Annotated in this window: 23 protein-coding genes; 12 read left to right on the top strand and 11 right to left on the bottom strand. The window is 67.8% G+C overall.

Annotation, left to right across the window (positions count from 1 at the left end; translation table 11 throughout):
- Positions 1-246 precede the first annotated feature (246 nt).
- Positions 247-465 carry a hypothetical protein gene (locus ACZ3HV_RS39015; RefSeq protein WP_465692213.1) on the top strand — a complete coding sequence of 73 codons (219 nt, stop codon included), beginning with the start codon at positions 247-249 and terminating at the stop codon, positions 463-465.
- A gap of 99 nt (positions 466-564) precedes the next feature.
- Here the strand turns inward: ACZ3HV_RS39015 and ACZ3HV_RS39020 are convergent, their stop codons facing one another.
- The 6 genes from ACZ3HV_RS39020 to ACZ3HV_RS39045 form a co-directional block, all read right to left on the bottom strand.
- Positions 565-879, bottom strand: coding sequence for a hypothetical protein (locus tag ACZ3HV_RS39020; RefSeq protein WP_465692214.1), 315 nt, complete (start codon positions 877-879; stop codon positions 565-567).
- 69 nt (positions 880-948) lie between these two features.
- Positions 949-1,521 carry a TetR/AcrR family transcriptional regulator gene (locus ACZ3HV_RS39025; RefSeq protein WP_465692216.1) on the bottom strand — a complete coding sequence of 191 codons (573 nt, stop codon included), beginning with the start codon at positions 1,519-1,521 and terminating at the stop codon, positions 949-951.
- Complete coding sequence (locus tag ACZ3HV_RS39030) at positions 1,518-2,453, bottom strand: GTP-binding protein LepA (protein WP_465692218.1); 936 nt, start codon at positions 2,451-2,453, stop codon at positions 1,518-1,520. The genes ACZ3HV_RS39025 and ACZ3HV_RS39030 overlap by 4 nt, the downstream gene beginning before the upstream one ends.
- Positions 2,454-2,596: 143 nt before the next feature.
- The gene (locus ACZ3HV_RS39035; RefSeq protein ID WP_465692220.1) at positions 2,597-3,421 is read right to left on the bottom strand and encodes an NADPH-dependent oxidoreductase; all 825 of its coding nucleotides are present in this window, start codon (positions 3,419-3,421) and stop codon (positions 2,597-2,599) included.
- Between the two features lie 10 nt (positions 3,422-3,431).
- Positions 3,432-4,448, bottom strand: coding sequence for an aldo/keto reductase (locus tag ACZ3HV_RS39040; protein WP_465692222.1), 1,017 nt, complete (start codon positions 4,446-4,448; stop codon positions 3,432-3,434).
- A 204-nt stretch (positions 4,449-4,652) separates the two neighbouring features.
- Positions 4,653-5,639, bottom strand: coding sequence for a methyltransferase (locus tag ACZ3HV_RS39045; RefSeq protein WP_465692224.1), 987 nt, complete (start codon positions 5,637-5,639; stop codon positions 4,653-4,655).
- A gap of 134 nt (positions 5,640-5,773) precedes the next feature.
- On the opposite strand from ACZ3HV_RS39045, the gene ACZ3HV_RS39050 reads away from it, so the two are divergent.
- Both ACZ3HV_RS39050 and ACZ3HV_RS39055 read left to right on the top strand, forming a co-directional pair.
- Complete coding sequence (locus tag ACZ3HV_RS39050; protein WP_465692226.1) at positions 5,774-6,070, top strand: muconolactone Delta-isomerase family protein; 297 nt, start codon at positions 5,774-5,776, stop codon at positions 6,068-6,070.
- 1 nt (position 6,071) lies between these two features.
- Positions 6,072-6,944, top strand: coding sequence for a hypothetical protein (locus ACZ3HV_RS39055; protein WP_465692227.1), 873 nt, complete (start codon positions 6,072-6,074; stop codon positions 6,942-6,944).
- A 3-nt stretch (positions 6,945-6,947) separates the two neighbouring features.
- Here ACZ3HV_RS39055 and ACZ3HV_RS39060 read toward each other — a convergent pair whose 3' ends face one another.
- The gene (locus ACZ3HV_RS39060; protein WP_360374506.1) at positions 6,948-7,676 is read right to left on the bottom strand and encodes an SDR family oxidoreductase; all 729 of its coding nucleotides are present in this window, start codon (positions 7,674-7,676) and stop codon (positions 6,948-6,950) included.
- A gap of 183 nt (positions 7,677-7,859) precedes the next feature.
- Here ACZ3HV_RS39060 and ACZ3HV_RS39065 point away from each other — a divergent pair, with 183 nt between their 5' ends.
- On the top strand, positions 7,860-8,519 hold the full coding sequence (locus ACZ3HV_RS39065; protein WP_465692230.1) for a VOC family protein: 660 nt from the start codon (positions 7,860-7,862) through the stop codon (positions 8,517-8,519).
- Positions 8,520-8,529: 10 nt separating this feature from the next.
- Here ACZ3HV_RS39065 and ACZ3HV_RS39070 read toward each other — a convergent pair whose 3' ends face one another.
- Positions 8,530-8,961 carry a VOC family protein gene (locus tag ACZ3HV_RS39070; protein WP_465692232.1) on the bottom strand — a complete coding sequence of 144 codons (432 nt, stop codon included), beginning with the start codon at positions 8,959-8,961 and terminating at the stop codon, positions 8,530-8,532.
- A 185-nt stretch (positions 8,962-9,146) separates the two neighbouring features.
- Positions 9,147-10,415: a hypothetical protein gene (locus ACZ3HV_RS39075; RefSeq protein ID WP_465692234.1), complete on the bottom strand. Its 1,269-nt coding sequence runs from the start codon at positions 10,413-10,415 to the stop codon at positions 9,147-9,149.
- A gap of 65 nt (positions 10,416-10,480) precedes the next feature.
- Between ACZ3HV_RS39075 and ACZ3HV_RS39080 the strand changes: the two genes are divergently transcribed.
- The 3 genes from ACZ3HV_RS39080 to ACZ3HV_RS39090 all read left to right on the top strand — a co-directional run bounded on the left by ACZ3HV_RS39080 (position 10,481) and on the right by ACZ3HV_RS39090 (position 15,067).
- The gene (locus ACZ3HV_RS39080) at positions 10,481-11,374 is read left to right on the top strand and encodes a MurR/RpiR family transcriptional regulator (RefSeq protein WP_465692236.1); all 894 of its coding nucleotides are present in this window, start codon (positions 10,481-10,483) and stop codon (positions 11,372-11,374) included.
- Between the two features lie 76 nt (positions 11,375-11,450).
- Positions 11,451-12,215 (top strand): SDR family NAD(P)-dependent oxidoreductase, encoded by a 765-nt coding sequence (locus tag ACZ3HV_RS39085; RefSeq protein ID WP_465692238.1) that lies wholly within the window; start codon positions 11,451-11,453, stop codon positions 12,213-12,215.
- A complete protein-coding gene (locus tag ACZ3HV_RS39090) occupies positions 12,212-15,067 on the top strand; it encodes an aminotransferase (RefSeq protein ID WP_465692240.1) in 2,856 nt (951 codons plus the stop codon). Before ACZ3HV_RS39085 ends, ACZ3HV_RS39090 begins: the two co-directional genes overlap by 4 nt.
- 1 nt (position 15,068) lies before the next feature.
- Here the strand turns inward: ACZ3HV_RS39090 and ACZ3HV_RS39095 are convergent, their stop codons facing one another.
- Positions 15,069-17,939, bottom strand: coding sequence for an aminotransferase class III-fold pyridoxal phosphate-dependent enzyme (locus ACZ3HV_RS39095; protein ID WP_465692243.1), 2,871 nt, complete (start codon positions 17,937-17,939; stop codon positions 15,069-15,071).
- A gap of 104 nt (positions 17,940-18,043) precedes the next feature.
- Between ACZ3HV_RS39095 and ACZ3HV_RS39100 the strand changes: the two genes are divergently transcribed.
- Positions 18,044-18,745: a GntR family transcriptional regulator gene (locus ACZ3HV_RS39100; RefSeq protein WP_465692245.1), complete on the top strand. Its 702-nt coding sequence runs from the start codon at positions 18,044-18,046 to the stop codon at positions 18,743-18,745.
- A 37-nt stretch (positions 18,746-18,782) separates the two neighbouring features.
- Here ACZ3HV_RS39100 and ACZ3HV_RS39105 read toward each other — a convergent pair whose 3' ends face one another.
- Positions 18,783-20,477, bottom strand: coding sequence for an amidohydrolase (locus ACZ3HV_RS39105; RefSeq protein WP_465692247.1), 1,695 nt, complete (start codon positions 20,475-20,477; stop codon positions 18,783-18,785).
- 127 nt (positions 20,478-20,604) lie between these two features.
- On the opposite strand from ACZ3HV_RS39105, the gene ACZ3HV_RS39110 reads away from it, so the two are divergent.
- The 4 genes from ACZ3HV_RS39110 (at position 20,605) to ACZ3HV_RS39125 (ending at position 24,767) form a co-directional block, all read left to right on the top strand.
- Positions 20,605-21,711, top strand: a complete 1,107-nt coding sequence (locus tag ACZ3HV_RS39110; RefSeq protein WP_465692249.1) for a C45 family autoproteolytic acyltransferase/hydolase — start codon at positions 20,605-20,607, stop codon at positions 21,709-21,711.
- The gene (locus tag ACZ3HV_RS39115) at positions 21,708-22,547 is read left to right on the top strand and encodes an alpha/beta hydrolase (RefSeq protein WP_465692251.1); all 840 of its coding nucleotides are present in this window, start codon (positions 21,708-21,710) and stop codon (positions 22,545-22,547) included. Before ACZ3HV_RS39110 ends, ACZ3HV_RS39115 begins: the two co-directional genes overlap by 4 nt.
- A 15-nt stretch (positions 22,548-22,562) precedes the next feature.
- Complete coding sequence (locus ACZ3HV_RS39120) at positions 22,563-23,585, top strand: ABC transporter substrate-binding protein (RefSeq protein WP_465692253.1); 1,023 nt, start codon at positions 22,563-22,565, stop codon at positions 23,583-23,585.
- Between the two features lie 120 nt (positions 23,586-23,705).
- Positions 23,706-24,767, top strand: a complete 1,062-nt coding sequence (locus ACZ3HV_RS39125; protein WP_465692255.1) for a FecCD family ABC transporter permease — start codon at positions 23,706-23,708, stop codon at positions 24,765-24,767.
- Positions 24,768-24,901 lie beyond the last annotated feature (134 nt).

The raw sequence follows: 24,901 nt of genomic DNA on the forward strand, positions 1-24,901 counted from the left end.
TCCCGACCTCTCCCAAACCAGTCATGCGGACAAGCTAGGCACCCCACCCACGCCGGTATCTGTCCCACCCAACAGAATCCCGATCACCCCTCTGTCCCCCACAACAACCACCCCGGACCGGTCAGTTTTGTATCAACTCGTACCGCTGGACGGTCCGATCTACGACCGCACCTTCCAGATCAGCGTTCTCGATCCCGGGGTTCGGGTCTACGCAGTCACCTTCGGCTAGATCAGGGGGGTCCGGCCATGTCAGATCAAGTTCCGGCGGTTGCCGACACTCGGCGGCGACGAGTACGCGTCTGGTTCGGGAGCCACGTGATCGCCGAGCTCATCGCCGTACCGGCCACCGCGGAGCGTTACGCCGCGGCGATGGACCGAAGGTTCGGTGGCCTGCGGATCACCAACGACCCCATGCCCGGCACAGGCCGCGCCGAAGAGGCTGCGCCACCGCTCTGGTCGCCCTGAGCGAGGACAGCACAGCGAGCAGTCACCAGACCGGTGGGCGGGCGTTCAGAGTCTCCTCAGCGCCCGCCCGCCGCGCCAACCGGTTCTTCGGGCAGTCGGTCAGGAGCGGTCGTAGTGGCTCGGGGGGAACGGGTGGCGTTCGGTCAGCGGATAGGCCTCGCCCTCCGCCTCCTCCCGGCGCAGCTCCGCCTGAGCCTCCTGGAACTCCTCGGACTCGGTCACATCGGTCGGCACCGGGTCGTCCGTCGCCGGCGGCACGTCGTCCGGGTCGTAGTCGTCGATGCCGGCCTCGACGCGCTCCTGCTCGGTCCGGCGGGCCAGGTCGTCGTCGTCCGGCCGGATCGACGATGCCCCACCGTGCTCGCGCCGATCACGCCGAGCATCCTCAGAAGTCTCGAACGGTTCCTCCGTCATCACTCCTCCTCAGCCCATGACCCCACCAACCACCCATTAATCACCCGCTGACCCGGTTCGCGGTAGGGGTCAGTGCGGGGTGACGAGAGATTGTTCGAGGAGGGCGATCATGGCGGCGTGCCGTTTGGCGGCGGTGTGGGCCTCGCCCAGGGCGATGATGTCGAGGAAGACCCGGCTGACGATGAGCTCGGCGGCGGTCTGGACCCGGGCGCGGTCGGCGACGACGTCGTCCGCTCCGTTGAGGACGTCGGCGACCGTGGCGGCCGCTTCGGCGAACAGTTCGGCGGCGCGGGCGGCGATCTCGGGGTGTGACTGTGCTTCGCGGAAGACGATGATCCTCGGGTAGCGGTTGCGCTCGAGTTCCGCGGCGACGACGGACACGATCGCGCGGAGCCGGCTGTGCACCGTGCGGCCGCGCGCGGCCGAGCGAATCACCTCGCTCGGGGTCGGCCGCTCGTGGACGATGGCCAGCAGGAGGTCCATCTTGGTGGCGAAGTGGTAGAACACCAGGCTGGACGGAACCCCGGCCTCCTGGGCGATGCGTGCCGTCGACGAAGCGTCGTACCCGTGCTCGGCGAACAGGCGCTCGGCGGTCTCGACGATCGCCTGCCGCTTGCTGCTGTGCTTGGTGGAGGTGGTCACCCCTCGGCCCGTCCGAACCTGGCCCACCAGCGATCTCCATCCTTGTCCACAGCCGATTCCGCGGCCCGGCGGAAGGCCTCGAAGACATAGTCCGGCACCCGGAGACCGCGCCGGTGAGCCCACAGTAACTCGTGCTCGACCCGGCCGACCTGGCGGGCGTACTGCAGCAGGTCCGCCTCGTCATCAGTACTGATGCCGAGCGCGCGAATCGCCTGCCCGAACTCCGCTCGCTGCCGGTCATTGCTGACTCCGACCGGCCCGAACGTCCGTCGCCGCAAGGTGCGCACCAGCCACCGCTGCCAGGCGCTCAACTGACCCCAGAGCTCGCGGGCTGCGATCTGGTAGTAGGCGAAATGGCCAGGCTCCTGGCGCCGGATCGGCGCGACCACAGTCGCCGCGACGGCCCGCTCGCCCAGCTCTTGCAGGCCGGCATGAAGCTTGTTGTAGGCAAGCACCGCGGACCGCTCCGTCGCCAGCCCGGTGAGGTAGTAGAGCATCCGGCTCACGTCCTGTACGGCGCTCACCCGGCCGAGGGCCCCGAGCAGCCGGAGCTGAAAGGACACGTCGGTCACGTTGGGCTCGGCGGCGTCGAGACCGGCGAGGATCTGCAGCCGATCGAGGATCAGCCCGTGGCGCGTCTCCTGCGGAAGCCACACGTCGGCGTAGAAGTGCCGATCGACCTCGGGCGGGTCCGGCAGCAGCAGGTTGAGTTCCAGGACGTTGCGCTCGACCTCGAGCTCGACGCGGGACATGTAGGACAGCACGGGCCCGAACCGCTCGGCCAGCAGGTCCGGCCGGTTCATCGTGTAATCGACGCTGTCCAGCGGGATCGGTGGGTGCTCCTCCCCCAGCCGATCGACATGGTCGGCCAGTCGCGAGTCTCCCCGTCGCCGGCCGCTTCGCAGCGGAACAGCCACATTCGTCAGCGCCATCGTCGGCACCTCACTCCGGTCCAGAGCTTTGCTTCGATCCAGCACTTGAAAGCGTAACAAACAAACCTGACTGATCAGTCAGTCAAGTAATGTGACGTCGCCGACAGCTGGTGTGATCGTGCATAGTTGCTACTAGCAACCGTTTAGCGGAGCTGGAAGCCTTGAGTGTGAAGGGCGTCACGCAGATGTTCGCGACCGTTCAGACCGGCGACAGTGCCGAAGCGGCGGGCGACTCGTTTCGCCCAGCTGTCGGGAAGGCCGGCCGCGGCGTAGAAGGTGTTGAGCAGTTCCTCGTAGGTTTCGACGTGGGCCGTCTGCGGCTCCAAGGCGTAGCGCTCGTGGTGCAGGACGGCATGTTGCGGGAGGCGAGGCTTGACGGCGCTCTCGGCCACGCGATCCGGGTGACCGACCGTCAGGCCGAAGACCGGGAAGACATTCGGCGGCAGGTCCAGCTCCGCCGCGACGTCGAGCGGCCGGTTCCGGATGGCGCCCACGAAGACCGTGCCGAGACCGAGCGACTCCGCGGCCAGGGACGCGTTCTGGGCCGCGAGGGCCACGTCGACGAACGACAGTACGGCGGCCTCGACGAAGTCCGCGCCTTCAGCGGTCGCCGAGGCAACTCCCGTGGTCACCTGGCGCGCCCGGGCGAGATCGGCCAGCCAGACCAGGAACAACGGCGCCTCGACGATGAACTGCTGATCGCCCGCGAGGTGCGCGAGCCGGGCACGACGCTCGTCGTCGCGCACGGCCACGACACTCCACAGCTGCAGGTTGCCCGACGTCGGAGCCGACTGTGCCGCGGCGATCAGCGCCGACAGCGTCGCGTCGGCCACGGGCTCCGGGCGGTAGCTCCGCACGGATCGGTGATCCAGCTGCTGCGCGAGTACGTCGGTCCACTCAGCCGCCGGATCGAGCGTCGGCTCGGATCCGTACCGCAGCCGATAGGACGCTTCCGGGGATACGGTCACGAACTCTCCTTCACGCGCGCTGTCCGGTGCCATGGATGCCGTACTGGTCGATGAGAGCCAATTCCGCCTCGGTCAGCGGCGGGAAGTCCAGAGCGGCCACGTTGTGATCCAGCTGACTCGTCGAGCTCGCACCGATCAGGGCGGTGGTGATCCCGGGCTGACGCAGGACCCATTGCAGCGCCAGCTGAGCCAGCGACTGACCACGCTCCCGGGCAATTCCGTTGAGAGCAGCAGCGCGCTCGCGGTACACCTCGTCGATCTGAGCCGGCGAGAGGAACGTGCTGTTGGCAGCTCGGGCACCCGCCGGGATCGTGCCGTCGAGGTACTTGTCGGTCAGCAGCCCCTGAGCAAGGGGGCTGTAGGCAACGAGTCCGAACCCGTCCGCGGCGGCGAGCTTCAGCAGCCCGGTGTTCTCCGGCCCACGATCGAAGATCGAGTACCGCGGCTGGTGAACAAGCAGCGGTACGCCGGCTGCCCGCAGCAACTCGGCGGCCTCGTGCGCCTGCTCGGTCGGGTAGTTCGACACCCCGACATACAACGCCTTCCCCTGCTGAACAGCACTCACCAACGCGCCGACCGTCTCCTCCAGCGGCGTCGAGGGGTCCGGTCGGTGGTGGTAGAAGATGTCGACGTACTCCGTGCCGAGGTCGCGCAGACTGTGGTCCAGCGAGGACAACACTGATTTGCGCGATCCCCCTTTGGAATAAGGGCTCGGACTGATCGGGTTACCGGCCTTGGTCGTGATGATCAGCTCGTCGCGGTACGCCGCCAGGTCCGTCCGGAGCACTTGCCCGAGGAACTTCTCCGCCGCGCGATGCGGCGGCCCGTACCGGTTCGCGTTGTCGAAGTGGGTGATCCCCAGGTCGAACGCGTGCAGCAGGATCTCCCGCTGCGTCTCGAACGGATAGTCGGTCCCGAACTTCTGCCACAACCCCAGCGACAGCGCCGGCAGGTCCAGCCCGGATCGACCGGCCCGCCGGTACTCGAGTCGCTCGTATCGGTCGTCGGCCGCTCCATAGGTCGTCACGTCAACAATTCTCCCCGATGTCGAGTGCCCCACTCGACAATGTCCGGCATGTGGTGCCTGGTTGGCCCGGGTGCCCGGCTCTGGCGTGCAGACCGACAGGAGGTATCGGCCCTGGTCCCGGCCCGGCCGACCGGTCTCACGCCTGAACACCCCGCGCACCACAATTCCTGGACCGACACCTCCTGTCGATCTGCACATCGAGCGTCAGCTGGTGGCGGCCTCGAGGATGCAGACTCGGGTGCCGGTGTCGATGACCTGGTTCAGGTGTAGGCCGGCGGCTTCGAAGAGGGCGGCGTACTCGTCTTCGGTGCGTTCGCGGCCGCCGGGCATCACCAGCATGTTGAGGTCCGAGAACGCCGCTATGACCTCGTGACCCGGCCGGTCCAGGACCAGCTCGATCACCAGGACGACGCCACCGGGGTTGAGCGATGCGGCGCAGGTGCGCAGGATCTTTACGCACCGGTCGTCCGGCCAGTCGTGCAGGATCGACTTGATCAGGTACCCGTCCGCCGGCGGGACCGCCTCGAAGAAGCTGCCCGCCACGGCCGACCACCGCGACGCCACCGCCGCGGACCTCGGCCCGGTGGCCACGACATGCGGCAGGTCGAAGACGACACCCTGCAACTGCTCGTACCGGTTCAGCACCGCGTCCAGCAGAATCCCCTGCCCGCCGCCGACGTCCACAACCGTGCCCAGCCCGGAGAAGTCATAGGAGTCCGCCACCGACTTTCCGACGTACCAACTGAGCGCGGTCATGTTGTCGTTGAAGATCGCGTTGTATTCGGGCCGCTGCTCCCGATGAGTCCAGACATCCACACCGTGCACTGCCTCGAACGCGTTCTCACCCGTGCGCACGCTGTGAGCGAGATGCCCCCAAGCCGCCCAGAACGCCGGGTCCTGCCCCATCCGGGCCAACGGTCGCAGGGACCCCGGTACGTCGGAACGCAGCCGCTCCCCGATCGACGTGTTGGTGTACACCCCGTCCTGTACGGCGTACACCCCGACAGCCACCAAGGCCCGCAGCAACCGGCCCAGCGTCTCCTCGTCCGCCTTCACAGCCGCGGCCAACTCGGCGAGCGTCTGCCCCTCCCCCGCCAAGGCGTCCGAGATGCCGAACTCGGCCGCCACACTGAGCGCCGCTGAAACGCGGAACCCCGTAATCATCGCCTGCAGAGTCTCCCCATCATCCATAGGCCGATGATGCGCTCAGTGCACGGGCGCGACCAGTCCCCGGTGCCCTGGCCCGGGAGTCTCACTGGTGCGACCCGGCGTCGCGCGGGCCGAGAATGGCGACATCGGGGTTCAGCCGAAGGAAGAGGGACACCATGCAATTTCTGGTCACCATGACGACCCACGTTCCCGACGGAGTCTCGGCGGAGACGGTCGACGAAGTTCGCGGACGCGAGGCTGCCCGCTCGCGCGAGCTCGCCGCCGAGGGACATCTGCTCCGGCTGTGGCGGCCGCCGCTCGCACCCGGCGAGTGGCGCACGCTCGGTCTGTTCGCCGCCGTCGACGAGGTTGAGCTCGAAAAGGTGCTCGCCTCGATGCCACTGCGGATCTGGCGGACCGACGAGGTGACACCCCTCTCGCCCCACCCCAACGATCCAGCACTCGGAGGCTGAGATGACGCTCCACCTGCCCTCACTCGACGGGGCGACGACCTGGTTGAACTCCGCTCCGCTGCGAAGCGCCGAGCTGCGCGGGAACGTCGTACTGTTCGACTTCGGCACGCTGACGTGCATCAACTGGCTGCGCACCCAGCCCTACATCCGGGCCTGGTCGCGGGCTTACCGGGCCGACGGCCTGATCGTCATCGGGGTCCACACCCCGGAGTTCGCCTTCGAGCACGACATCGACCGGGTACGCCGGGCCGTCAAGGAGCGCGGCATCGACTACGCGGTGGCCGTCGACAACGACTATGCGGTCTGGAGCGCCTTCGACAACCACTACTGGCCGGCGCTGTACTTCGTCGACACCGACGGCGTGATCCGCGATCACCACTTCGGCGAAGGCAACTACGACCGGTCGGAGCGCCGGATCCAGCAGCTACTCGACGTCGACCGCGACCTCGTGTCGGTGCAACCCTCCGGCATCGAGGCGGCCGCTGACTGGCCCAGCCTGCGGACTCCCGAGACGTACCTCGGTGATCAACGTGGCGCACCCGGCCAGTGGGCCTTGGACGGCAAGTGGACGAGCCGGCCCGAGTACGTCGAGCTGGACGACGCCCGCGGGACGATCGCGTATCGCTACCACGCTCGGGACGCACATCTCGTCGCGTCACCCGGAACGCAGGGACCCGTTCCGTTCCGTGTCCGGCTCGACGGCGATGCGCCGGGCGCGGCCCACGGACTCGACGTCGATGCGGACGGGAACGGCGTACTCGACGACGGCCGCTTGTACCAGCTCATTCGTACGCGGGACGCGGTCCGCGATCGGACCCTGGAGATCACCTTCCTGGCCGCCGGGGCCCGCGCCTACGTGTTCACCTTCGGGTAGGGGTCAGACGAGTTGCTGGCCGCCGTCGATGTCGAAGGTGGCGCCGGTGACGGCCGGGTTGTTCATCAGCTGGACGGCCAGCAAGGCGATGTCTTCCGGTCCCACCACACGGCCGATCGGCAGCGTCGTACGGAGCTGCTCACGGCGTGCCTCCAGGTCGTCACCCAGGAGCGTCGCCGACAGCGGGGTGTCGACGAACCCGGCCGCGATCAGGTTCACCCGGATCGGCGCGATCTCGAGCGCGAGGTTCCGCACCAGCGCCGGCATCGCGGCCGTCAGGGCACCGATCAGCGTGAGGCCCACGCCCGTACGCCGGCCACCCGTGCCGCCCATGAAGGACAGCGATCCACCGGCGCGGACCCGGCCGATCGAGAGCTTGGCGATCTGCAACGGAAGGAACAGATGGGACTCGATGTCATCCCGGGCCTTGTCGAAGTCGAATACCTCCAGCGGGGCGTAGTACGGGCCGGGCCCGGTGACGAGGATGTGATCGATGGGAGCGGGCAGGTCGTCGAAGAACTCCTTGAGCCGGTCGGTATCGGTCGCGTCGAAGGCGGCCGTGTCGGCTCCGAGTTCCTTGCCCGCCAACTGCAGGCGTTCCTGGTTCCGGGCCGTGATGATCACCGAGGCGCCCTCGGCCCGGGCGCGGCGAGCCGTCTCGAGCCCGATTCCCAGACTGCCACCGATCACGACGACCGTCTGCCCGGCCAACTCAGGTGTGCTCGCGCTCATGGCTACCTCCTGCTCGATCCGGTGTCAGGACCCACAGTGCCGCCTGGACGACCGCCGCGCACCAGTGAGAGCCCTGGTGAACGAGATTCGCACCACAGCTGACCAGTGACGAGCACTGGTGTGCCGGCGGTGCCCGAGCAGTCATAGTCAGTGGTGACAGCACCACGACTCAGGAGGCAGCGAATGAGCACCACCGACGAGACGGCCGCCGCGAAGGTTCCGTTCAAGCTCGAGGCCGTCGTCATCCCGGTCACCGACGTCGACCGGTCGAAGGACTTCTACGCGGGGCTGGGCTGGCGGCTCGACGCGGACTTCGCGTTCGACAACGGCTTCCGGATCGTCCAGTTCACGCCGCCGGGCTCGCCGGCCTCGGTCCAGTTCGGGACCAGCGTCACCTCGGCCGCGCCGGGCTCGGCCCAGGGCCTTTACCTGGTCGTCTCCGACATCAAGGTCGCGCGCGACGAGATGGCCGGCCACGGTGTCGAGGTCAGCGAGGTGTTCCACCCGGGTACGCCGGGCGCCCAGTTCCAGCCGGTCGACTCGGACAGCCGCGTGGGCGGGCCGGACGGCGACCACGCCAGCTACGGGTCGTTCGCCACCTTCACCGACCCGGACGGCAATGGCTGGCTGCTCCAGGAGATCACCACCCGGCTGCCCGGCCGCATCGAGGCCACGGAGACGACGTACGCCTCGGTGGAGGACCTGCAGCAGGCGCTGACGCGCGCGGCGACCGCTCACGGCGAGCACGAGGCGCGCAACGGCGGCGTGCGCGACGCGGAGTGGCCCGCCTGGTACGCCAAGTACATGGTCGCGGAGGCCGCCGGCGACGAGCTCCCCCAGTGATCGGAGGCTGCTAGACGGCGAAGACCTGGGAGTCGTCGGCGAAGGCCTTGAACTCCAGAGCGTTGCCGGCCGGGTCGAGGAGGAACATCGTCCACTGCTCACCGGTCTGTCCCTCGAAGCGCACGTACGGCTCGATCACGAACTCGGCGTTCGCGGCGCGCAGCCGGTCGGCGAGCTTCTGGAACTCGGGCACGGTCAGGATCAACCCGAAGTGCGGCACCGGTACGTCGTGACCGTCGACGGGGTTGTGGATCCGCTGGGTTCGCTCCGGGGCCACATGTGTCACGAACTGGTGGCCTTGGAGGTTCCAGTCGATCCAGGTCTCGGAGCTCCGGCCCTGCTCCAGGCCGAGCACCTCGCCGTAGAACTGTCGTGCGGCGGCCAGGTCGTCGACCGGCATGGCGAGGTGGAACCGCGGGATCGGCGAGTCGAGAACAGTCATGGACGTCCTTCCTGGGGCATTGGATGTCGCAATGTTAGGACCTGGGCTGCGTGCATTCTCCGGGCCGGAATGGGAACTGGACCGGGGAGAGGTGATCCGGCGCTCGGGAGTCGTGGACACCTCGAGGTCTGGGACCGTTCAGTCAAAGAAGCGGCCCCGGACCGTACCCCAAGCATCCGGACCGTTCAGGCAGGTGGTGGGTACGGCGAATCCGGGAGACCGAGGTTGCGCCAGACGAAGCGCGGGACGCGGGCCAGGAAGCCTCGCAGGAACAGCGAGCTGTGGGCAATGGCCGGCTGACTGTGCACGCCGGGCGAGAACCACGCCCAGTCGTCGGTCAGCGCGAAGGACGCGGGCGGGTCGGCCATCAGGTATTCCATCTGCCGCGGATGGATGACGTCGTACGCGTACTTCGTGTCCTGCGCGTGCACCGCGAACTGATCGTTGAACGCCTGACTCTCGAAGCTGATCCCCCGGCCGAAGCCGCGTCGCGCGACCTGCAGCGGCGGCATCCGGATCGGCAACTGGAACCCGAGGATCGGCTCGCTGTGGCTCTCGACCACGGTCCGGGTCTGACTGCGCCCCTCGCTGTCGGTGTAGGTCTCGGTCCGCGTCGTCTTCCAGTGGTGCGTGAACGCGACGAACGGCGGTCCGTCACCATCGCGACCGCGGACGACGTCGCTGGTGCGGTGGTCATGGCCCGACCGGCTCACCGGGGTGAACTGCAGGAGGCTGTCGTCGACGCCGATCCAGTACCACTCCGGGTGGTGATAGAAGGTCAGCCGGGGTGGCTGCTCGGGCTGGATCCACTGATCCAGCGGCGCGGCGTCGATCACCGCGGCGATGCTGCCGAGCTGCTCGAGCCAGGGTCCGAGGAGCTCGACCTCCTTGCGCGGCGGGTCCAGCATCACCAGTTGGTCGGCGTCGATGCTCAGGTTCACACCGGGGTGACCGGCGGCCAGCGCGTTCAGTCGCTCACAGAACTGTGGCGAGACCACGGCTGCGGCGAACGACGGGTCCAGTGCGCCGATCTGCCACCCCGGACCGAGCTGCGCGGGAGACGGTACGCCGGTCGCCAGTACGCCGTACCGCGGCTGCGTCTCGCCACCGGTGATCCAAAGCTCCGGCAGCCGGCGGGAGAGACTGACCATCCCGACCCAGCCCGACCAGTGCTCGGACTTGTACTCGATGACCTGGAACGGCCGGCCGAGGCTGGTCAGCCCGGTGATCTGATCGTCGGGCTGCCGGTGGAACCCGATCCCGAACGGCGGGTTGCCGAGCCGCGCGACCGCGTCGAACGTCGGGCTGTTCACGAACGTCCAGCCCCGATCCCGCAGCGAACCGATGTACTGCTGCCGCCGGACCAGCGCGATGATGCCCCAGGTGATCCCAGCCACGCCCAACAGCGCGACGACCAGCACGAAGATCCCGAGTCCGCCCAGGTGACCACTCACGCCAGAACCCAACCACACCGCGAGGTTCAGCCCCGGAGTCCACGCAGCCTCGTACCATCCATGGCATGAATGACGCTCGCAGTACCACCGGCGAGACGCAGGCCGAGGTGATCGCGGACCTGCGCTCCCGGATCCGGGAGCGCTGGGAGGGGTTCTCTCCGGCAGCGCGCGCCGTCTGCCGGTCGTTGGCCGAGCGGTCGGCGGAGGAGCTGCTCTTCCTGACCGCCGTCGAGCTCGGCGCCGAGGCCAAGACGAGCAACGCGACGGTCGTCCGAACCGTCCAGGCGCTCGGCTACACCGGCCTGGCCGAGCTGAAGGCGAGGATCGCCGCACCGTTCACCCGGTCCAACCGGCCCGAGTTGCGGGCGCGCAAGCGGGTCGAGTCCAGCGGTGGCGACCTCGAGAACCTGTGGCAACGGGTGCTCGCGGAGTCGATGGACCGGATCGAGCTCCTGCAGCCGACGTTCGCGCTCGATCGCTACCAGCAGGCCGTTCAGCTTCTCCTCGATGCGAACAACACGCTGACCTACGGCTTCGGCGCGTCGTTCGTCGCGGCGGACCATCTGACCTTGATCCTGCGGCGCGTCGGTCTCCGCTCGTCCACCCTCCAGGCCGGCGGTTTCCGGCTCGCAGACGACCTGCTCGGGATCGGATCCGGAGATGTGGTCGTCCTCTTCGCACCCGGCCGTTCGGTGGTCGAGGTCGAGACCCTGGTCGATCAGGCCCGTACGGTCGGCGCCTCGACCGTCCTGATCACCGACGACCCGGCCAGCAAGCTCGCCGAGCAGGTGACGGTCCCACTGCAGTCGCCGACGACGCCCACGGGCCTCACCGGTGAGCCGCTGACGTCGATCATCGTCGCCGACGTTCTGGCCCAGGGCGTGGCCGCCGCGAACGTGGAGCAGTCGGTCGAGGCCTCCGAGCGGCTGACCGCTCTGCGTCATCGCCTCGGCTTCTAGCGCAAGCGCCATCCAAGATTGATCACCAATTCCGGTTCTGCTAAATTGCTCACCAATCGCGAGGAAGGCGGCAGGGGTGGGCGAGCTGGCGGGCAGAGCTGCGGTCGTCACCGGCGTCGGCGGGCCTCGCGGCATCGGGTTCGCGGTCGCGCGCGCGTTGGCTGCTCGCGGTGCGTCACTCGTCGTCTCCGCCACCGGCGACAGAGTCCATCAACGCGCCGCTGAGCTCCCGTCCGGGACCGTCGCGATCACCGGGGACCTGACTCACTCCGGGACTTCGGAGCTGCTTGCCGGCGCGGCCAAGTCACACTTCGGCCGGCTCGACATCGCCGTGAACTGCGCAGGTATGACCTCGACGACTCACCCCGAGCCCGAGGCAGGGCGTGTGCAGGACATGTCGTTGGAGACCTGGCGAGCCGGCCTCGCGCGCAATCTGGACGCTGCGTTCCTGTTCGCCCGCGCCGTCATGCCGGCGCTCGAGGAGTCCGATGCCGGGCGCCTGGTGCTGGTGGCCAGCCTGACCGGCCAGGCCATGGCAATGCGCGGCGAAGTCGCGTACGGCGCTGCGAAGGCAGGCGTTGTCGGACTCGTCCGAAGCCTCGCGCTCGACTCGGCCACCGCCGGAGTCACCGTGAACGCCGTCGCGCCCGGATGGATCGCCACCGACTCCCAAACACCGGCCGAACACCAGCAGGGCTTGCGAACTCCGCTCGGTCGCAGCGGTACGGCTGACGAAGTGGCCGGCCTGATCGCCTACCTGTGCACCCCATCGTCGTCCTACCTCACCGGCCAGTGCGTCATCGTCGACGGCGGCAACTCGATCGCGGAGGAACGCGCATGACCCAGTCGTTCAACTTCTTCGAGCAGCCGTCGCTCCCGGTGCCGGAGATCTCCGCGGTCCAGGCCGAGGAGTTCGTGCGTACGACGTACGGCATCGAGGGCACGGCGACCGAGCTCGGGAGTCAGCAGGACGCGAACTTCCTGATCTCCGGGGAGTACGTCCTGAAGGTGTCCAACGCGGCGTTCACCCGCGAGGATCTCGCCGCGCAGGATCAGGCCGCGGCTCACGTCGCACGTTCCGAACCGGGCATTCAGGTGCACACTGCTCTTGCCGGGCTCGACGGGTCCACAGTGCAACCCGTCGTACTGGCCGGCCGGCCGACGCATGCTCGGCTGGTGACCTTTGTCCCGGGCGATGTCCTCAGCGCCAGTCGCTATCTCGCGCCCGAGGTGGTTGCGGCGTTGGGAGACCTCGCCGGCCGGACCTGCCGGGCGTTGGCCGACTTCGAGGGCGTCGTCCCTCCGCGTGCTCTGCAGTGGGACCTCCGGCACGCTGAGGAGGTGGTGTCGCGGCTGGCCGACTTCGTGACCGTCACGGGCGGGCCGGCCGCAGCGCGCGCCGCGGCTCGAACGGCTGGCAACGCGCTGGCGCCGTACGTCGAGCGCCTGCCGCTGCAGGTCATCCATGGCGATCTGACCGACGACAACGTGATCAGTGCTGTAGGCAGCGACGGTCGGCCACAACCGGTCGGCGTCATCGACTTCGGTGACCTGATGGAGAGTTGGGCGATCGCCGAACTCGCGGTGACCTGCACGTCCCTGCTGTATTACTCGGCCGATCCGGCGACGATGCTGCCGGCGATCCGGGCGTTCAACCGGATCAGGCCGATCTCCGATGACGAACTCGCGGCGCTCGGGCCGCTCGTCGTCCTGCGGGCTGCCGCGCTGATGGTCAGCGGTCAGCAGCAGACACAGGTCGACGGCGACAACCGGTACGCCGCGGAGAACCTGGAGCGGGAGTGGCGCATCTTCGAGCGAGCGACCTCGCTTCCGCTCGAGGTACTGACGGTACTGATCCGCGCGTCGGTCCGGCCTCCCCTGCAGCGCCGGCCCGCGCAGGGCTCACCTTTGCTCTGGACAGCTGACCAGCCCGTTGTGCCCACGCAAATCGATCTGTCGGTGACGAATCCCGACGTGGAGCCTTCTACCTTCACTTGGACTGCGTCGGAGGTGGCTTATGTTCCGTTCCTTCAAGCGAGGCTGACGCAGACGCGCTTGAACTCCCACGATGCTCCGGCGTCCATCGGCGTCGGTGTCGAGGTCTTCACCGCAGAAGATCTCGACGTCTGCGCGCCCTGGGCCGGCGTCGTGCACCAGTACGGCGATCGCCTGAAGCTCACGCACTCGGACGGAACGAATCTGTGGCTGAGCAGCCCTGACCTCGCGATCTCGGCCGACGGACCCGTCGAAGCTGGTGAGCTTCTCGGCCGCCTGACCTCTGACGCCGCACTGCGGATCCAGGTGAGCCGCCTCGACGACCAGCCACCCTTCTTCGTTCCCCAGTCGCTCGCCGACGCTTGGGCACAGTCATGCCTGGACCCGACCAGCCTGATCGATCCAAGCTTTGTGCAGCAGGTCGACGACGACGCGTTGCTGTCCCGGCGGGACTCGGCGTTCGCCAAGGTTCAGGAGCACTACTTCCGCGAGCCTCCGCAGATCGAGCGTGGCTGGCGCAACCACCTGTTCGATCTCGGCGGACGCTCGTACCTCGACATGGTCAACAATGTGTCGATCCTCGGCCATGGGCATCCACGCCTCGCAGCGGCGATCGAGCGGCAGTGGCGGTTGCTCAACACCAACTCGCGCTTCCACTACCGGGCCGTCGTCGAGTTCTCGGAGCGCCTGGCCGCGCTACTGCCCGAACCGCTGAACACGGTGTTCCTGGTCAACAGTGGAACCGAGGCGGACGACCTCGCGCTGCGGCTCGCGTGGGCGAACACCGGGCGGCGTGACGTCGTCTCCGTCCGGGAGGCGTACCACGGGTGGTCGGATGCGACCGATGCCATCTCGACCTCGGTGGCCGACAACCCCAACGCCCTCGACACGCGGCCTTCCTGGGTGCACACGGTCGCGGCGCCGAACGCGTACCGGGGCCAGTACCGGGGAGCCGACGCGCATCGGTACGCCGAGGATGCCGTTGCCTACATCAACGACCTGGCCTCTCCCCCGGCGGCCTTCCTCGCCGAACCGTTCTACGGCAATGCCGGCGGCATGGCACTGCCGGACGGCTATCTCCGTCAGGTCTATGCGGCGGTACGGCGAGCCGGTGGGCTATGTATCGCGGACGAGGTGCAGAGCGGGTACGGCCGGCTCGGCGATCACTTCTGGGGCTTCGAGCAACAAGGCGTCGTACCCGACATCGTGACGGTGGCGAAGGCGATGGGCAACGGGCACCCGCTCGGGGCCGTCATCACCTCGGCCGAGATCGCCGAGGGATATCGCAACCAGGGGTACTTCTTCTCGTCGGCCGGCGGGAGTCCGGTCAGTTGCGTCGCCGGTCTGACGGTCCTCGACGTACTGCGTGACGAGCAACTGCAGGAGAACGCGCGGGTCGTGGGCAACCATCTTCGGCAGCGGTTGCTGGAGCTCGCCGACCGCCACCCGATCATCGGTGCAGTGCATGGGATGGGCCTGTACGTCGGTGTCGAGCTGGTGCGCGATCGCGTCACACTGGAGCCGGCGCAGCAGGAGACCGCGGCGATCTGTGAGCGGATGCGTGAGCTCGGTGTGATCATGCAGCCGACGTCCGATCGCCTGTGTGTACTGAAGATCAAGCCGCCGCTGGGCATCGGGATCGCCGACGCCGACTTCTTCGCCGACACCCTCGACCGCGTTCTGACCGAGGGCTGGTAGCTCACCAGTCCCTGGTCAGCACCTCGTCCAGAACGTCGGCGAACAACTCGGCATCGCGCTTCGTGAAGGTGAGCGGCGGCTTGAGCTTCAGCACGTTGCCCGCCGATCCCGTCGGGTAGACGAGCACTCCTTCGTCCTTCATCAGCTCGCTGACCAGCAGGGCCTCCTGGCCCGCCGGCTCCTTGGTCGTACGATCGCGGACCAATTCGACGCCGAGGTACATGCCGTGACCGCGCACGTCACCGATCAACTCATGCCTGGCCGCCAGTTGCTCGAGCCTGCTCTTGAACTCCCGCCCGGTCTCGGCAGCACGCGCCTGGAGGTCCTGCTCAGCGATCTCGTCGAGCACAGCGGTTCCGATTGCACAGGACACCGGGTTCCCGCCGAAGGTGTTGAAGTACTTCATCCCGGTGTCGAAGGCGTCGGCGATCTCCCGGGTGGTGACGACCGCGGCCATCGGATGCCCGTTGCCGATCGGCTTGCCCATCGTGACGATATCCGGAACGACGCCCTGGCTCTGGAATCCCCAGAACACGTCACCGAGCCGGCCGAAGCCGACCTGGACCTCGTCGGCGATGCACAGACCACCCGCCGCCCGGACGGCGGCGTACGCGTGGTCGAGGTAGCGATCGGGATAGAAGATGCTTCCGGCCGTGCCCATGGCCGACTCCGCGATGAACGCGGCAGGTGGCCGGCGTTGTTGGGTGAGTCGCTCGAGCTGCCGCTGGACGTCGGCGGCGTACTTGGGTCCGGCTTGGTTATCGCCGTACCCGAAGCGGCCGCGGTAGAGGTTGGGCTGCTCGACCTCGTGCGTCGTCGGGTCGGGACCGGTGCCGCCCGGGCCTTTGTAGCGGTTCGGGCTCAGCCCGGTGATCACCGAGGTGTTGCCGTGGTACGCGCCGTCGACCACCAGCACATCCGAGCGGCCCGTCACCTGCCGCGCCATCCGGATCGCCAGGTCGTTGGCCTCACTCCCGCTGCAGACCAGGAACACGACGTCGAGCGGATCGGGCAGCAACGCCGTGAGCCGCTCGGCGTACTCGGCGATGCCCGGGTACAGGAACCTGCTGTTCGTGTTGAGCCGCTGCAACTGCGCGGTCGCCGCCGCCACGACCCGGGGATTCCCGTGACCGACGTGGCTGACGTTGTTCATCGCGTCGAGGTAGCCCCGGCCGAACTCGTCGTACAACCAGGAGCCGCGCCCGGCCACAAGATTCATCGGCCGCTCATAGTACGAACGCTGGGACCGAGCGAAGTGCACATCCCTGGTGGCCAGCACCCGTCCGGCCGTCCACCAGTCCCCCTCACGCGAACGCCGTACGCCAAGCCCAAGAAACTCCTGCGGATCCGGAGACACGACCGCCCAAGCGCCGACCTCGGACACAGGAACCAACGCCCGCTCAACCAACCGTGCCGCCTCAACCGACCGAAACACCGCCACCCGAACCCCGACGTGAGACTGCCTGTCAGACCGCGCCGCCGTCTCGCCGATCACGTCGCCGGCCGCGACACATTCACCCCTGGACAACGTCGAAACCAGCCCGGTCCACCGGGACCAGATGGACCCCTCGTGACGAAGGATCAGGAACGGTTCGGGTACCGCACTGCGCTCCTCGACAACACCGTCGTACGGCGAGGAGACCTTGAATGGCTCAGCCGACGCGAGCTCAACACCAAGCCGATGGGCAGCCGTCTCCCCCGCCACAGTCGACCGCCGCGCACCCAGCTCGGCAACAGGGTGGAGGTGAGCCCGCACATCCACGGCCGGTCCAGCGCTGGTACCCAAGACCGACAGAGCGCCCTCTCCCGCGACCAGGACCACGGGCGCGACCGTGGCGCCGGCAGCCTCACGGAAGACCAGCTCAGCCAACTCCGGTGGCGTACTGCCGAGGTGCGCGATCGCAGGCCAGGTGTGCCTCATCCGCTCCTGCCCGTACGCCGTACCGCCCTCCGCGCACCGCTTCGTCCACGTCACGGCATTGACGCACAACCTGACCGCCGCCAGCGGGTAAAGCACCGCGAGCTCCGCATCCGTCAACTCGAGCTCAGCGGCGTACCCACGAACCACCGCGGCGGCCGCGCTCAGCGGATTCGGCTTGCGCAGCATCGCGTACGCAACCGCGATCGCGAGCTCACCAACACGCACGGTATACAACGCATCAGCGAAGTCGAGCACACCGTGCACCTGATGCCGACCGTCGATCCCACGCCGAGCGAGCACGTTGAAGTCATTCAAATCATGGTGAACAACCGCCATCGGAAGATCCCCCCGATGCCGGTCCATCGCGTCGTCAAACCACGAAACAATCCGCCGCACCTGCCCCACCCGAGCCCGATCGTCAACCGCGCCGATGCCGTCCGCGATCGCCTCCGGCGCGCGCAACAGATCCCAGTGATGACTACTTGCCGTCGGCAACCCTTTGGCCGACGCAAGTGCTTGAACCATCCGAGCAGCGGTCCACCCAAGCTCCCCAAGAAGCTCCACAGAATGCGCATTCAGCTCGGACAGGGTCCTCCCCTCCACCCACCCCTGCACAGTCACCAACCGCGCCCCCGCACCACCCCGAACGCTGTCTCCACCCCTGACCACAGTCCCGTCGGAGGCGAGCTCGACGACTGTGTCGCCGGTGTGGGATGGGACCATCGTCGGTACGTGCACCGGGTCTAGCGCGCCTTGCTGGGCGGCTAGGGACATCAGGGTGTGTTGCCAGCGGAGGTGGTCCGGGTCGGTGCCTGGGGGTGAGATCTTGACGACTACGCGCGTACCGTCGTGCAGGTCGACGGCCAGGTTCTGGTCGACCTCCCCACCTAGAGGTGACACCGCGACCGGGCGGAGGCCGAAGGCTTGCTCGAGTACCTCGGTGATCACCATTCGATGTCCTCACAGGATTGGTCACCAATGCAGCAATGATACGATAGCAGGTGTGCGCGGCTAGAGTTGCGCTGAATTTGTCCACGGCGAGAAGGGGAACCGCCATGCCGGTCGACGGCCGTATCCCGACCTTGAGTCGCGGCACCACCGCCGAGGAGGTCGCCACGCTGCTGCGCGACCTGATCATGGGCGGCACGCTGAAACCCGGTGAGCAACTGCGCGAGGAGGGATTGTCGGCGCAGTTCGACGTCTCCCGGCGTACCGTGCGGGACGCTCTCGGCATCCTCGCGCGGGAGCGGATCGTCCGGCACTACCGGCACCGGGGCTCCCGGGTCGTGCTGTTCACCGAGAACGACATCCACGACCTGTACCGGGTCCGGAAGACGCTCGAAGGCAGTGCGGCGGCGAAGGCGGACGAGCTGACCGACGCGCAACTGAAGGTGCTGACGGAGGCCTTCGAGAACCTCGCCGACGCCACCCGGGCCGGCCACGCGAACGAGATCGTCAGCCGGGATCTCGAGTTCCACCAGGCGGTGGTCAGGCTGATCGGCAGTCCCCGGGTCGACGACTTCTTCGCCGGTATCGCGGTCGAGATGCGGTACGCCCTCTCGATCCTGGAGTCCACCTACCACGAGTCGTCCAAGCGCCCCGCCGAAGCACTCGACGAGCACCGAGCCATCTGGGCCGCCTTCGTCAACCGCAACGTCGCCGAAGCCACCCGCCTCGTCGAAGCCCACGCCGACTCCAACGAGCGCCTCCTGGTCGAAGCCGTCGCCGCCACCGACGTCATAGACCTGGCCCCCTGACCGCCGGCCGGTGCAATGACAGCCGGCCGGCGAACAGTCAGGAAGCGGAATACACCAGGCGACCGCCGAGGTACGTCTGCTCGACCGTTGCCCGAAGCAACACCTCGGGATCGCCGGCGCGGATGTCCTCGCTGAGGACCACGAGGTCGGCCAGTTTGCCGGGGGTGATGGTGCCCTTGATGTCTTCCTCGTGGGAGGCGTGGGCAGGATTGGCGGTGTAGGCGAGGAGGGCCTCGTCGAGGGTGATTGCCTGGTCGGGGTGGAAAGCAGCGCCGTCGGCGGCCTGGCGGGTGATGGCGACGTACATGTTGTGCAGGGGGTTGATCTGCGCGACGTGCGACTTGTTGAAGGCGCCGGGGAAGTCTGAGACCAGGTTGACGGTCACGTCGCTGTCGATGAGGCGGCGCCAGGCGAAGGCGTTGGCGGCGCGGGCGGCACCGAGTGCCTTGTCCAGGCCGTTCGAGTAGAGCGCGAGTTGGTCGGAGGTCACATCGGCGACCAGGCCCAGTTTGCCGGCTCGGGCGAAGTCGTCGGCGGCTAGGTGCCAGGCGTGGATGAGCCGGTGGCGCCGGTCCCGCGGGCCGTTCAACTGGGCGGCGTACTCGAAGGCATCGATCGCAATTCGAGCCCCGCGGTCGCCAGTGACATGTACGCCGATGTCGAAGCCGGCCGCGTCGCCGGCCAGCACGAGTTCGCCCAGGCGTTCCTCCCCGACGAACCGGTACGACCACCCGTCGGTCAGCCCGGTACCCCGTGCGTCGGCCGGGTCGAACGGTGGCAGCATCGCACCGCTGTCGATGAAGATCTTCAGGGCACCGAACCGCAGCCAGTCGTCACCGGTCTTCGGCGTGATGCCATGCCCGGCGAGCCGGTCGAAGGTGTCGAGCGGGAGGAACGCATACACCCGTACGGACAGCTCGTCGCGGTCCGCGAGGCGCTGGAAGATCTCCGCGTTGGAGAAGCTGCGCTCGAGGAAGACCGAAGGGATCGTTTCCTCGGTCACCGCGGGCAGCCTGGCGATGTCGTGGATCGAGGTGATCCCGACCGCGTTCAGCTGCGCCATGACGCCGCGCGCACCCACCAGCTTCTGCTCCAGTGAGATCGGGCTGACCAGTCGCTGGACGAACTCGCCGGCTTGCCCGAAGAGCATCCCGGACAGCGCTCCCTGCTGATCTCGGCCGAACCTGCCGCCGCGGAGATCGGGCGTGCCGCGATCGATCTTGGCAACCTCGAGCGCCTTCGAGTTGGCGAAGTACGAGTGATCGGCCCGGCGGATGATCAACGGGTTGCCGGGCGTCAGCGCATCGATCGCGGCCAGGTCGGGTTCGAGCAGCGTTGGTGACGCCTCCCGCGTGGAGGCGAAGTCGCCCAGGTCTCCCCCGGTGATCCACAGTCCGGGCCCGAGTCGCGCGGCGGTGGCTGCGACGCGCTCAGAGAGCGTTGCCTGGTCGTTCACGTCGGTGAGCGCGACCTGGAAGTACCAGTCGACCGCGTTCTCGAAGTGCGTGTGCGCGTCGTTGAACCCTGGGCACACCATCCGCCCCGCCAGATCGACGAGCTGGGTTCGCGGGTTGATCAGCGCCAGTACCTCGGCGTCGCTGCCGACTCTGGCGATGCGGTCACCGGCGACCGCGACCGCCGAGGCCAAGGGCTGCTGTGGATCGGCGGTCCAGACCACACCGCCGTACAGGATCAGGTCGACGGGCTGCTTGCTGGGCGGTCGAGTGGTCATCCGATGCCGGCTCCTCACTGGATTCCTGGGGCTGTTCGCCGCAAGGTCTGGACAGGACCGTAATAGCCGTTACAGTATTGCGTCAATGTTCCCCTTTTAATCAACGGCACCTCACCAAGGAGTCCCTGTGCCGAGTCCCCGAGTCATCGAGATCGTCAGCGAGTCGCCGGCCGAGCGCGGCCGCCAGTACGGGAGTGCGGCCGCCGATCTGATCGCCCAGGCGATCGCGTACTACCGCACCGGGTTCGCCCACCAGACCGGACTGGCCTGGGACCAGGTGCTCGAGCACACCCGCCCGTGGCAGCAACTCGTCGAGCGCGACTTCCCCGAGCTCCTGGACGAGATGCAAGGCATCGCGGACGGCGCCGGCGTCTCGCTCCCGGAGATCGTCGCCCTCAACTGCCGCGGCGAGATCATCTACGACAACTGGTTCCCCGAAGGCCCGGACGGCTGTACGTCGTTCTCCCTGATCGACCGTGCGGCCGGCGACGGCCACGTGTACGCCGGCCAGAACTGGGACTGGCGGCACGCGATCCGTGGCACCGTCGTGATCCTGCGGGTCGTCCAGCCACCCAAGCCCACCCTGATCATGCAGGTCGAGGCCGGCCAGATCGGCCGGCACGGCGCCAACTCCGCCGGCCTCGCCCTCAACGCCAACGGCCTCGGCGGCCGGTACGACGACTCGGTGGGGATGCCGCAGACGGTCATCCGGCGCGCGGTCCTCGACACACCCAACGTCGCGGACGCGATCAAGATCCTCACCTGGACCAAGGCCCACATCCCCAGCAACGCACTGATCACCCACCGGGACGGCTTCTCGATCGACATCGAGACGACGCCAGCCGGCCACGGCTGGGAGTACGGCGACAACGGACTCCTTGTCCACGGCAACCACTACCAGGCCTGCACCCCACCGGCGGAGCGTCTGATGTCCCCGGACTCACTCGTCCGGGTACCGCGGGCTCGCAGAGGCTTGGCGAAGGCGGCGTACGCCGAGAAGTCCGCCGACGTCCGGACCGCCATCCACACAGCGATGTCGGACCACCTCGGCCACCCGGATTCCCTGTGTGCCCACCCCGACGAGCGGTTGCCGGAGGTCGAGCAGTGGTCGACCACTCTCTCCAGCTGCGTCGACCTCACCACCGGCGAGTACTACGTGGCCGCGGGATCCCCGTGCCAGAACCAGTACGAGCTGGTGCCGTTCAACCTCTACCAGGAGGAGAGCCACCCGTGACCAACCGACCGACCTGGGCCCACTACACCCGGGGCAAGACGCCGATCTTCGCCTCGCAGTACGACCAGCGGCTCGGCTACTGCCTCTACGTCCCGGACAACCTGCGGACCGACCGGGCTCCGCTGCTCGTCATGCAGCACGGCACCGAGCGCAACGCCTCGTTGTACCGCGACCACATGGTCGCCTTCGCCGACGAGCACCAGGTCGTCGTCCTCGCACCGTTGTTCCCCGCCGGGATCATCGACCCCGACGACCTGCACAACTTCAAGTTCATCGAGTACCGCGGTATTCGCTACGACCAAGCGCTGCTCGCGATCGTCGACGAGATCAGCGAGCGGTACCCCGTCGACCCGGACCGGTTCTACCTGCACGGGTTCTCCGGCGGCGGGCAGTTCGCCCACCGCTTCCTCTACCTCCACCCGGATCGTCTGGCCGGGGTGTCGATCGGCGCGCCCGGCCGGATCACCCAGCTCGACGACAGCGTCCCCTGGTGGCTCGGTACGGCGGACTTCGAACAGCGGTTCGGCCGTGCCATCGACCTCGACGCGCTCCGTCGCGTCCCGGTCCTGATGGTGGTCGGTGGCAACGACATCGACACCTGGGAGATCGACAACCCCGGCGAGTCCAACTGGATGGACGGCGCCGAGAAGACCGGCGGCACCCGGATCGAGCGACTCCGGACCCTCGAACGCGACTTCGTTGTCCAGGGCATCGACGTACGGTTCGAGCTGGTCCCCGGTGTCGCCCACCGCGGCTCGCTCGTCCTCCCCGTGGTCCGCGACTTCTTCGCCGGACTCCTGCGGTCCAGCCAATCCATCCCTGCACAGCGTCTTTGACACCAGGAGAGCGCCATGTTCCACATTTCTACGAGGGCTCGGCAGCCGATCGCCGTACTCGCCCTGATCGTCGCAGCGGCCGGCCTGTCCGGCTGCGGCGCCGCGTCCACGGCCAACTCGACCGGGGCGGCACCGAATGCCGACCGCGGTGCGGCCGCCCAAGGGGTCAGCTCGGACGTCAATCTCGAGCAGTGCGGCAAACCCACCCGGACGATCAAGCACGACCTGGGCACCACCACGATCACCGGCGAACCGAAGCGCGTGGTGGCGCTGGAGTTCTCGTTCGTCGACGCGCTGGTGTCGGTCGGCCTGTCGCCGGTCGGCGTCGCGGACGACGACAAGCCGGAGCGGATCATCCCGGGCCTGCGCGACAAGATCGGTGAGTACAAGTCGGTCGGCCTGCGGGCGACGCCGAACATCCAGGTGATCACCGCACTCAAGCCGGACCTGATCGTGGCCGACAGCGGCCGGCACAAGGCGATCTACGCGCAACTGTCGAAGATCGCGCCGACCGTTGCGTACGCCAGTCTCAACGGCAACTACCAGCAGGTGCTGGACAGCGAGATGTCCACCGCGATCGTGCTGAACCGCTGCGACCAGATGAAGACGCGGCTGTCCGAGCACGAACAGATCCTCGAGGACCTGAAGGCCAAGGTCGACTCCGGTGAGACCCGCAAGGCGCTGTTCGCGGTGTCGTCGGACAAGGAGTTCACCGCGTTCCCGCCGAAGGCCTACACGCCCGGTGTGCTGGCGCTGCTGGGGATCCAGTCGCCACTGTCGGACGACAGCGGCGACGCGACGGTCGCGCTCACGCTGGAGACGGTGGTCTCGACCAAGCCTGACGTGATGTTCATCGCCGGCCAGACCGGCGACACCCTCGCCGACACCTGGACCAAGAGTCCTTTGTGGAAGCAGATCCCGGCCGTCGAGAACGGCGCGACCTACAAGGTCGACCAGAACATCTGGTCCAGGTCGCGCGGCCTGCTGGCCTCCGAACTGGTCGCCCAGGAAGCCGTCAAGCTGCTCTACGGGAAGTGACATGACAGTGCTTTTGGCCTCGCCTCCGGCTCGGCGGGTCATGGGGCTTTACTCCCGGCCTTCCCTCGTCGCTCCAGTCGCTTCGCTCCCTGCGCTCCTCAGTCCAGGCCGGGAGGCCCCATGACCCTGTCCGTGGGCACTGCGCCCAAATCCACCGAGGACGCCGCGCACAAGCGTCCGAAGATCGTTACGGACAAGCAGCGAGTCACCTGGGTCACGCTGGCGCTGCTGGTCGTGCTGGCCGGCGGTGTCATCTGGAGTCTGTCGATCGGCAGTCAGCACATCTCGTTGTCGCGGCTGCCCGGTGCGATCTTCAAGGCGGACGAGCCGGATGAGTTGATCCTGCAGTCCATCCGGATGCCGCGGGTGGTGCTGGCGCTCTGCGTCGGCGCCGCCCTGGCGGTAGCCGGCGCACTGATGCAGGCCGTCGCGGCCAACCCGCTGGCAGCACCGGAGATCATGGGTGTCAACGCCGGCGCGGTGTTCGTCGTCGTACTCGCGATCACCGTCGTACCGTCCCTGTCTGGCGCGCCGACGATCCTGCTGGCCTTCGGCGGCGCGGCCGCGGCGGGTGTCTCGGTGATGATGCTGGCTGGTTCGGGGCGTGGGCGGACGAGTCCTGTCCGGTTGGCATTGGCCGGCGTGACGGCAAGCAGTCTGTTGATCTCGCTGACCCAGGTGCTGATCATCTTCGACGAGAACTCAGCTGACAGCGTGTTGTTCTGGCTGGTCGGCGGGGTGAACTTCGCCGGCTGGCATGACATCCGCAACCTGCTTCCGTGGCTGGCCCTTGGCCTGGTCGGTGCATTCGCGATGGCGCGCCCACTCAACTTGCTTGCCCTCGGCGACGACATGGCTCGCGGTCTCGGCCAGAACGTCGAGCGGACGCGGATGCTGGGTTCGGCACTGGTGATCGTGCTGTGCGGTGCGGCGGTGTCGGTGGCCGGTCCGGTCGCCTTCATCGGCCTGATCGTGCCGCACATCCTCCGTCGGCTGGTGGGTTCCAGCTACACCGCACTCCTGCCACTGTGCACGCTCGGCGGTGGCGTCCTGGTGCTGTACGCCGACATCGTGTCGCGCTACGTCAAGCCGCCGTTCGAAGTCCCCGCCGGTGTGGTGACCGCGTTGATCGGTGCACCGATCTTCGTCTACCTGGCTCGTCGACAGAAGGTGACCTCATGACCAGCACGACGATCGTCGCGCAGCACGTACGGCGTACGACGCTGGCCAAACGGCATCCCGCCGTACTGATGGGATCGCTCGGTGTCCTGGCGCTTGTACTGAGCGTATACAGCCTGAAAATCGGGGCGACCGAG

The organism is Kribbella sp. NPDC020701 (genome assembly GCF_055562215.1).